The sequence below is a fragment of the Streptomyces sp. SID14478 genome (genome assembly GCF_010548525.1).
Taxonomy (GTDB): Bacteria; Actinomycetota; Actinomycetes; order Streptomycetales; family Streptomycetaceae; genus Streptomyces.
In genome coordinates, this window is the sequence record NZ_JAAGMG010001212.1 from 1 (window position 1) to 613 (window position 613).

The following is a 613-nucleotide window of genomic DNA, read 5'->3' on the forward strand; positions in this document are numbered from 1 at the left end:
ACGTGGGCCGGCTCACCCAGGACAAGGGCGTCCTCGACCTGCTGCGCCGCTGGCCCGCCGGGCGACGCCTGGACGTGGTCGGCACCGGGCCGCTGGAGCGCCGGTGCCGGGCGGTGGCGCCCGCGTCCGTCAGGTTCCTCGGGCAGGTCGAGCGCGGGGTGCTGCGCGACTCCCTGCCCGGGTACCGGGGGTTCGTCTTCCCGGGCCGCCGGGTGGAGGGAGTGCCGCTCGTCTACCTGGAGGCACTGGCCGCCGGGCTCCCGGTGCTCGCCTTCGAGGGATCGGCCGTGCCGCGCGCCGTGCGGACCGAGGGCACCGGCACCGTGACCGGCTGGGACGCGGCCCTGCCGGACGCCCTGGACGCCGCCGAGCGGATCTTCCCGACGCTGCGCGAGCACTGCCGCGGGGTGTACGAGAAGCGGTACGGGGAGGCGGTGTGGGTGGAGCGGACCGAGCGCCTGTACGCGTCCCTCACCCGGTCCGCGGCCGGGGAGCGGGTGTGACGGCGCGGGCCGCGGGCACCGACCCGCGCGACCTTCCCGGCCTGCGGTCCCTCACGGCGGCCCGCGACCGGGTCACCGACGACCAGGTGCGGGGGCTGCGGGCCCGCCAC

General features: G+C 78.3%; 1 protein-coding gene. It reads left to right on the top strand.

The genetic code is table 11. From position 1 onward, the window contains the following. Positions 1-503 (top strand): glycosyltransferase family 4 protein (locus tag G3I40_RS38705; protein WP_164559498.1); only part of this gene is annotated, 503 nt, incomplete at its 5' end. Positions 504-613: the final 110 nt, after the last annotated feature.